This is a genomic window from Methylobacterium symbioticum, assembly GCF_902141845.1.
Taxonomy (GTDB): Bacteria; Pseudomonadota; Alphaproteobacteria; order Rhizobiales; family Beijerinckiaceae; genus Methylobacterium; species Methylobacterium symbioticum.
This window is the reverse complement of the sequence record NZ_CABFPH010000159.1, coordinates 1-8264: the sequence shown is the minus strand read 5'-3', so window position 1 is coordinate 8264 and position 8264 is coordinate 1. Positions and strand designations below refer to the sequence as shown.

Below are 8264 nucleotides of genomic sequence, written 5' to 3'. Positions count from 1 at the left end.
GCACCCGGCCGGGCGCCCGCGGCGACGAGGCCGGGCAGGGCGCGGACCCGGCGGGCGAGGCCCGGGGCCTGCCCGTCCACGAGGCGGCCGGCCATGCGGTCCCAGAAGGCGTAGGGCTCGCCCCGGACGCTCGCGAGGCCGCGCCGCATCAGGTCGCGCAGCCAGAGGTCGAGTTCGTCGAGGGCCGCCGCGACGCGCTCCTCCCGCGCCTGCCGGCGCCTGGCCTGGGCCTTCTCGTCGATGGGCTTGGCCGGCTCGCGGGCCTTCGTCTCGGCCGCGGCACTCCGGCTCGCCCGGCCCTTCGCCCAGGCCGCGACCCAGTCCGGCGGCTCGGCCTCGGGGAGGGGCGCAGCGGCATCGACCAGCATCAGCCCGAGGGCGTGCTTGCAGGGGAACTTCCGGCTCGGGCAGGTGCATTTCGAGGCCGGCCCGGACAGATCCGCGACCGTGCGGTAGGGCGCGGCCCCGCTGCCCTTGATCTCGCCCCAGATCACCGGGCCGCTGCGCCCGAGCCCCGCCCATTTCGCCGGCTTCGCCTGGTCCTGGCCGGCCTTGCGGCTCGACGCGTCCGGCGCGAGATCGAGGATCTGGGCTGCGGTCAGGCTCATGCGGGGGGACGCTGGGCTCCTGATTCGGCTCTCGATGGGAGGGTTTAGAAGATCTGCCCCGCTCTTGGAAGCATCGATCCGCCGTCATGATCCCTATTGCCGCACGACGGCCGGATCTTCCTCAGGTCGAGGACATATCCAGATGGTCCGTCCCGGCGCTGCGACGCGGCTCCACCGCACCGGCCGGGCGGATCTGGCCGCAGATCCCGAACGGATACCGATGAGAGCTTGGTCCGACCGACGGCAAGACCGCGCGGCCCGGTCGCGGCTCCGGGACCGGGCCGCCCCCGGCCGGCGCGCCATTTCCCCTTGCCAATCCCCTTGCCAATCCCCTGCCGCTACCCCCTTGCGAAGCGCGGCCCGCGCGGCATGTTACCGCCCGGAACGGAAGGAAATCCGACGATGAAGACCCTCACCAGAATCGCGGCGCTCGGCTTGGCCCTGGCGGGCGCGCTCAGCCCCGCCTCGGCCCAGTATTACGGCGAACGCGATTACGGCTATCGGGACCGTGGCGACTACCGCGACTACCGCCGCCGCGACGACGACGAGGATCGTCCGCGCTACCGGAACCGCGGCGACTACGCCTTCGACGAGCGCGAGTACCTGCGCTGCAATCCCGACGTGCGTCGCGCCATCGTCAACGGCCAGATGGAATCCGGCCTCGCCCATTACCGGACCTTCGGTCGCCGTGAGGGCCGCCGCCTGAGCTGCTGAGCGACCCGGGCCAAGGGCGCGCATCAGGTCAGGGGCGCTCCCCGCGTCTCCGCGCGGATCGCCAGGATGGCCGCGGCCGCGAGCACCAGGAGGACGGCGAACAGCGCGATCGCCGCCTCGAAGCTCGCAGCGACGACGAGGCCGATGCCGGAGGGCGCGAGCAGCGCCCCGAGGCGGGCGAGCGCCCCCGCCGCGCCCATGCCGCTCGCCCGCAGGCCGGTCGGGTAGAGTTCGGGCGTGAAGGCGTAGAGCGCGCCCCAGGCGCCCAGCATGGCGAAGCTCATGACGAGCGTCGCCGCCGAGATCACCAGGGGATCGGCGGTCGCCACGTAGAGGAAGCAGCCGCCGGCCGCCCCGAGCAGGAAGCCGATCAGCGTGGGCCTGCGCCCCCAGCGCTCGACGCCGTAGGCCGCGAGCGCGTAGCCGGGGATCTGCGCCAGGGCCACGAGCACCAGGAAGCCCTGGCCCCGCAGGAAGCCGAGACCCGCGGCGGAGAGCTGCGCCGGCAGCCAGACGAACAGCCCGTAATAGGCCATCGCCACCAAGAGCCAGGCGGACAGGACCAGGGCCGAGGTCCGCCGCAGCCCTGGCCCGAACAGGCTTCCCCGCCTCGGGCCGCTGCCCGGATCGGCGGCGAGCCGCGCCGCGAAGGGGCGCCCGTTCACCGCCGCCATGCGGGCGAGCACCGCCTCCGCCTCGCCGAGCCGGCCGGTGCGCCAGAGATGGTAGGGCGTCTCCGGCACCCAGAGCCGCAGGGTCACGCCGACGAGGGCCGGCGCAGCGGTGGCCGCGAAGATCCAGCGCCACGCGGCCGGACCGGCCCAGGCCGCCGCCGCGAGGCTCGCGAGCGCCAGGGCGAGCGTCCCCGCCGCCCAGAATCCTTCGAGGACGACGAGCCAGCGCCCGCGCCGGTCGGCGGGCAGGAACTCGGCCATCGCCGCGTAGTCGACCGGGAGGGTGCCCCCGACCGCGACGCCGGTGAGGAAGCGCAGGGCGACGAGGCTCGCGAGTCCCGGCGCCGCCGCCGAGAGCAGGCCGAAGATGGCGTCCGCCAGCACCGTGACGATCAGGATCCTGCGCCGGCCGTAGCGGTCGGCGAGGCGCCCGAAGCCCCAGGCGCCGAGCATCATGCCGAAGAAGAAGGCCGTGCCGACCTGCACCGCCTGCGCGACCGGGATCCCGAACTCCGCGGCCAGCGTCGGCGCGGCGAAGCCGATCGCCAGCACCTGCATCGCGTCCGCCGCCCAGACCAGACCGAAGATCCCGAGGAGCCGGTGCTGGAACCGGCCGACCCCGATCGCGGTGAGGGCCGCGTCCAGGGAGGTCGCCACGCCCGCCATGCCGTGCCCCTTCGCCGTGCCCTTGCTGCGCTCTGCCCTCCGCCGCGCGCACCGGCGATCCGGCGGCACGGGTAAGCGCGGCTGCTTTAGCGGGAACCGACGGCCGCGGGAACGCTCGATCCGGCCGGCCCCGCAAAAGAGCGCGGATCGGACCCGTGGACCGGGAGGCGTCGTTTGACGCGCTCTCCTTCGCCGAACCGGTATCCACTTCGGCGGAGAGCGCGTTAGAGCTGTTCCCGATCGCGCCGCAACCGGGAACAGCTCTAAGTCATTGCTTTTACGCGCTCTCTTTCGCCGAACCGGTATCCACTTCGGCGGAGAGCGCGTTAGAGCTGTTCCCGATCGCGCCGCAACCGGGAACAGCTCTAAGTCATTGCTTTTACGCGCTCTCTTTCGCCGAACCGGTATCCACTTCGGCGGAGAGCGCGTTAGAGCTGTTCCCGATCGCGCCGCAACCGGGAACAGCTCTAAGTCATTGCTTTTACGCGCTCTCTTTCGCCGAACCGGTATCCACTTCGGCGGAGAGCGCGTTAGAGCTGTTCCCGATCGCGCCGCAACCGGGAACAGCTCTAAGTCATTGCTTTTACGCGCTCTCTTTCGCCGAACCGGTATCCACTTCGGCGGAGAGCGCTCTAGCGCAGCAGCCGCTCGATCGCGGCGGCGCCGTCGGCGCGGGCTTTCTGCTCGGTGGGAAAGGAACGCTCGCCGCGCTGATAGGGGCGCCCGTCCCGGCAGATCAGCCAGGAATACCAGCCGGCCGGGCGGAAGGCCGGCGAGACCGTCAGGGTGAAGGGGCTTCGCTCTGCCGGGTCGTGAGGCTCTGGCATCGCAGCAGTGGAACCGGGCCCGGCGACACGGTCGGGGTCACGGTCTCGCCGGGCCGCGGAAACCGTGAGCCGCACCGCCGCGCCCCGGATCCCGTCCGAAACAGGGCGGATCCGGGCTTCGCTCAGCCGACGGAGGCGATCCGTTTCTCCACCTGTCGGACCTGGGACGGGTACCAGCGGTCACCCCGCGCGCTCGGGACGCCGAGTTCGTTCAGGGCATGCGCCACCTCCTCGAACGTGGTGGCGCCCGCGGCCCGGATCTCCGCCAGAACCGGGGCTACGCTGAGCGCGCGCTCCAGCGTCCGCCGCATGGAGGGCCGGCTGTGCGGAGTCCGGGCCACGGCGGGGACGAGGGGTCCCGCGCGGCCGCGGGCCTCCCGGCGCTTCGCGGCATCCCGGCTCTGCCGGTCGATGAGGCGGGCGAAATAGTCCCGCTTGCGCACGAGACGCTCGGCGCTCGCGGCGGGCGCGTCCTCGACCGCGGCGAGGGCGGCCATGATACCGACGGTGACCTCGCTCGCCTCCGGCATGTCCGCCGCAACGAAGCGCAGGCCGCGGCGCAGGAGGTCGCGGCGCAGATCCGCGAGGAAGGCGGGATCCCGGGCCAGCCGCTCCAGCTTCGCCACGAGGAGCGTCGCCCCATGGCGCTGGCACAGGTCCAGCGCCTTGCGCAGCTCGGTCCGCGCCGGCTCGAACCCGCCGAGCCGGATCTCCCGGAGTTCCGCGACCTCGCGACCGTGGCAGCGGGCGAGATGGGCGGCAGCGGCCGCGCGCTGGTCCGCCAGCTCGTCGGCGAGGGCCGCGCCATCGGCCACGTCGAGGTCGATATAGGAGACGTACTGAACCTGGGCCATACGCGTCGCGCTGCGTGCGCCCGGCTCGCCGCGGCGCGCCGGGCTTGCCGCTCCTCCTTCGGTCTGCGAGTTTCGTTTTGAATGACGGTTTCGAGCGCTTCAATATGAATCCTGTTGCCGATGAGCGCGCGGTCCGGGTCGCGCTCGGCCTCGGTGGCAGCGTCGGGATCGGCGCGGGGCGGCTCGACCTGCCGGACCTGATGGCGACTCTCGCGGCGATCGAGCGGACGGGCTCGGTCCAGGGGCTCGCCGACGCGCTCGGCCTGTCCTACCGCACGGCCTGGGCGCGCCTTCAGGCCTTCGAGGCGACCCTCGGCCAGCCGCTGGTGCGCAAGGTCCGAGGCCATGGCAGCGCCCTGACCGAGGCGGGCCGGGCCCTGGCCGACGCCCTGGCCGAGGCCCAGCGCAGCCTCGACGCCGCCCTCGGCCGCGAGGCGCGCGCCCTCGAGCACCGGCTGACGCGCCTGGTGAGCGGGGAGACGGCCCTGCTCCGGGTCGCCGGGAGCCACGATCCGCTCCTGGTCGAGACCGTCGCGGGGCGGGCCGGCTGCGAGCTGAGCGTGCTCGGCAGCAGCGAGGCCGTGCGGCAGGTGCTGGCCGGCCAGGCGGACATCGCGGGCTTCCATTGCGGCGCGCTCGCCCCGGAGGCGGCCGGGCCGCCCTTCTCGACGGTCTGGGCGAGCGACGGGCTCCTCCTGCGCCCGGTCTTCGAGCGCGAGCAGGGCCTGCTCCTCGCGCCGGGCAACCCCTTGAACATCCACGGCATCGCCGATCTCGCCTCGGGCCGCGCGCGCTACGTCAATCGGCAGAAGGGCTCCGGTACGCGCCTGTGGTTCGACCGGCTGCTCGCGGCAGCCGCCATCCCGCCGGCCGCGATCCGGGGCTACGGCGTCGAGGAATTCACGCATCAGGCCGTGGCGGCGGTGATCGCCTGCGGCGAGGCAGATGCCGGGCTCGGGGCGCGCGCCGCCGCCGAGCGCCTGGGCCTCGCCTTCCTGCCGGTCGGCTGGGAGGTCTATTATCTGGCCGCGAACCGCTCCCTCGGAGCCGAGATCCTCGACGACCTCGCGGCCGACCTGACGCGGCGCGCCGGCCGCAGCACCGGCTACCGGCCTCCGGGCGCGGAGCCGGGCGGCGTCGGAGAGCCTGTCGCAGCAGGTTTTTGACCGGCCGTGAGAGCGCGGGAGGGATCAGCGGGCCCCTCCACATCAAGATCAGCCTGTCGCGCTCCAACGGACTCTGAGGCCGCGCCCGGTCCAAACAGCGCGACGCGGTCTCAGCGGCCCGAACCGCGGATCAGCATCTTGATGCGCTGGTCCGCCCGGTCGAGGCGCTCGGCCACACCGCGGCGGGTGCATTTCTCGACCGTGTCGCCGGCATAGAGGCCGACCTGATAGGCCTTTGCCCGGCAGGCGCTGAGCGGCGGCCAGACCACGATCGCCGTGAGGAACAGGGCGTGGCAGGACGCGTCGATCGCGAGCCAGGTCTTCCAGCCGAGGCGCAGACCGCCCCGGGGCGCCTCGGATGCCCGGCGCCGACGGCCCGTCCCGCGCCGCATCCGGTCGAACCGCGCCGCGAACGGCTCAGGGCCCCGCAGCGGGTCGGGGACGGTCGCTGGGGCGAGGGGAATCGACTGCACGGGGCAACCTCGGACAGGCCGGATGATGGGTTCCGAAGTGCCAAGCTTGTGCCAGGCGGAGCACGCCGAAATCAGCCTGAGATCGTCCCGCCCCGGGACGGAGGCCGCCGAGGACTGCCTGTGGTTGCCGAAACGGCTGTGCCGACCGTGTCAGAGCGGGGCCGTTCGGCAGGGGTAGCGCAATCGTATGGCGGCCGTCCGGCGATCGGAAGCGCCGCGAAGCCGGTCCCGGATGGTCCGTGCCCGCCTCGGCCTCCTGCCGAGACGTCCGGCACGAGGCGCGGGGCCTCGAAGGAGCCCTTACTGCAGCGCGTCCGCCGCCAGGCCGAAGACCTGCGAGAAGCCGTGATAGTCGTCGATCATGGCGATGACCGAGAGCAGGATCCCGAGGGCGCTGACATAGGAGACGAGGAGGATCTCGCGCCGTTCGCTGACGGCGATCGCCAACCCTGCGAAGGGGATGCTCTGCAGGGCCAGCGCGGCGGCAATGTTCATGGACGGCCTCGCGAAGACGAGAACGGCGGCGCCGGGGAGGGCGCCGCCGCGAGGGGGCCGGAGGGACCGGGAGGCGGCCGTCTCAGGCGATGCCGGCCGGGCGGGCGACGAGCGCCTCGGGCTGGTCGCCCCCCGAGAGGTAGCGCAGGCGCATCGGGCGCAGCACGAACATCGCGAGCGCGGCGGCGGTGACGTTGAGGCCGATGATCAGCCCGAACACCGCGGTCCAGCCATAGGCGGCCGAGACCATGCTGCCGAGCGGCACCAGCATCGCGGCCGTGCCCTTGGCGGTGTAGAGGAGCCCGGCATTGCTCGCCGCGAACTTCGAGCCGAACGTGTCGCCGCAGGTCGCCGGGAACAGCGAGTAGATCTCGCCGAACACCCCGAAATAGATCGCCGTGGCGAGCACGAAGACGATCGGGTTGCGGCCGTAGCCGAGCAGCAGGATCACGGCGAAGGCCGCCGTGCTGAAGGCGATGAACATCGTCTTCTCGCGCCCGATCTTGTCCGAGACGAAGCCGAAGAACGGCCGCCCGAACCCGTCGAAGATGCGGTCCAGCGAGATCGCCAGCGTCAGCGCCGCCATCTGCAGGCCGAACAGCGAGACCGGCACGTCGGCCACCTTGAAGTCGTGGGCGATCGGGGCGATCTGCGCCGCCGCCATCAGGCCGCCCGAGGCGACCATCACGAACATCGCGTACATCACCCAGAAGACCGGGGTGCGCACCGCCTCGCGCGGGGTGCGGTCGACCTTGGACTGGGGCAGGTTCAGCACCTTGCGCTTGATCGGCGCGGAGATGCCGGGCTTGCGCAGCAGGAGGGACATCAGCACCACGACCGCGCCCTGGCCGAGGCCGAAATACAGGAAGGCGGTCTCGTAGCCGCTGGTGGCGATCATCTTGGCGATCGGCACCACCGTGATGGCCGCGCCCGCGCCGAAGCCCGCCGCGGTGGCGCCGGCGGCCAGGCCGCGGCGGTCCGGGAACCACTTGAGCGCGTTGCCGACGCAGGTGCCGTAGACCGAGCCCGCGCCGATGCCGCCGATCACGGCCGCGGCGTAGAGCAGGCCGAGGCTGTCGGCGTAGGCGTTGAGCACCCAGGCGAGCGCGATCATCACGCCACCGAAGCAGACCACGATCCGCGGGCCGTAGCGGTCCACGAACCAAGCCTCGACCGGCACGAGCCAGGTTTCCGTGGCGACGAACAGCGTGAAGGCGAACTGGATCGCCGCGCGGCCCCAATGGTGGCGGGCGTCGATCGGATCAACGAAGAGCGTCCAGCCGTACTGCAGGTTGGCGATCATCGCCATGCAGAGAATTCCGAAGGCGAGTTGCCACCACTTGGCGGCAGGCGGGTCGTGGCGTTCCATCCCTGCATCCTTGCTTGAAGGCTTTTTCGAAGGCCCGGCTTGCCCGCCGAGTCGCCGCCATCATGCAAAAAATTTCTAGGTGTGCAATATACCACGGATTAAATCGCGTGCTCGCTCGTAACGGCCTGCGAGTCCTGTCCGGCTCAGGGGACGGTCGAGGGCGTGGCCAAGGGGGCCGCGGAGGGTGCCGCGCGCAGATGCTCCAGCAGGGCAGCATCGGCGTAGCCGTCCGGTGGCAGCCCGGTGGCGGCCTGATAGGCGCGGATCGCCGCGCGGGTGCGCGGGCCGACCTTGCCGTCGACGGCGCCGACCGGGTGGCCGCGGCCTGCCAGCAGCGCCTGCACTTCGCGGCGCTCGGGCGTCGTCAGCACGCGGTCGGCGCGCGGCCAGTCGCGGGCGAGGCCCGGCTCGCCGCGCA

10 protein-coding genes are annotated in these 8264 nt (G+C 72.4%); 2 read left to right on the top strand and 8 right to left on the bottom strand.

Annotated elements, in window-relative coordinates:
* The coding region (locus MET9862_RS27290; RefSeq protein ID WP_142586065.1) for an SWIM zinc finger family protein at positions 1-608 on the bottom strand (608 nt) is incomplete at its 3' end.
* Between the two features lie 402 nt (positions 609-1010).
* Here MET9862_RS27290 and MET9862_RS27285 point away from each other — a divergent pair.
* Entirely contained in the window at positions 1011-1322 is a 312-nt protein-coding gene (locus MET9862_RS27285) for a hypothetical protein (protein WP_142586064.1), read from the top strand.
* Positions 1323-1345: 23 nt separating this feature from the next.
* Here MET9862_RS27285 and MET9862_RS27280 read toward each other — a convergent pair whose 3' ends face one another.
* From MET9862_RS27280 to MET9862_RS27270, 3 genes are all read right to left on the bottom strand, one after another.
* A complete protein-coding gene (locus tag MET9862_RS27280; RefSeq protein ID WP_142586063.1) occupies positions 1346-2662 on the bottom strand; it encodes an MFS transporter in 1317 nt (438 codons plus the stop codon).
* 632 nt (positions 2663-3294) lie between these two features.
* Complete coding sequence (locus MET9862_RS27275) at positions 3295-3489, bottom strand: hypothetical protein (protein ID WP_142586062.1); 195 nt, start codon at positions 3487-3489, stop codon at positions 3295-3297.
* A 122-nt stretch (positions 3490-3611) separates the two neighbouring features.
* On the bottom strand, positions 3612-4343 hold the full coding sequence (locus tag MET9862_RS27270) for a recombinase family protein (protein WP_142586061.1): 732 nt from the start codon (positions 4341-4343) through the stop codon (positions 3612-3614).
* Between the two features lie 104 nt (positions 4344-4447).
* Here MET9862_RS27270 and MET9862_RS27265 point away from each other — a divergent pair, with 104 nt between their 5' ends.
* Complete coding sequence (locus MET9862_RS27265) at positions 4448-5509, top strand: substrate-binding domain-containing protein (protein ID WP_185157026.1); 1062 nt, start codon at positions 4448-4450, stop codon at positions 5507-5509.
* Positions 5510-5619: 110 nt separating this feature from the next.
* Here the strand turns inward: MET9862_RS27265 and MET9862_RS27260 are convergent, their stop codons facing one another.
* The 4 genes from MET9862_RS27260 to MET9862_RS27245 form a co-directional block, all read right to left on the bottom strand.
* On the bottom strand, positions 5620-5982 hold the full coding sequence (locus MET9862_RS27260) for a hypothetical protein (RefSeq protein ID WP_142586059.1): 363 nt from the start codon (positions 5980-5982) through the stop codon (positions 5620-5622).
* Positions 5983-6282: 300 nt separating this feature from the next.
* The gene (locus MET9862_RS27255) at positions 6283-6477 is read right to left on the bottom strand and encodes a hypothetical protein (RefSeq protein WP_142586058.1); all 195 of its coding nucleotides are present in this window, start codon (positions 6475-6477) and stop codon (positions 6283-6285) included.
* 82 nt (positions 6478-6559) lie between these two features.
* Positions 6560-7846, bottom strand: coding sequence for an oxalate/formate MFS antiporter (oxlT, locus tag MET9862_RS27250; protein WP_142586057.1), 1287 nt, complete (start codon positions 7844-7846; stop codon positions 6560-6562).
* A gap of 143 nt (positions 7847-7989) precedes the next feature.
* On the bottom strand, positions 7990-8264 hold a 275-nt coding region (locus tag MET9862_RS27245; protein WP_142586056.1), incomplete at its 5' end, for a peptidoglycan-binding domain-containing protein.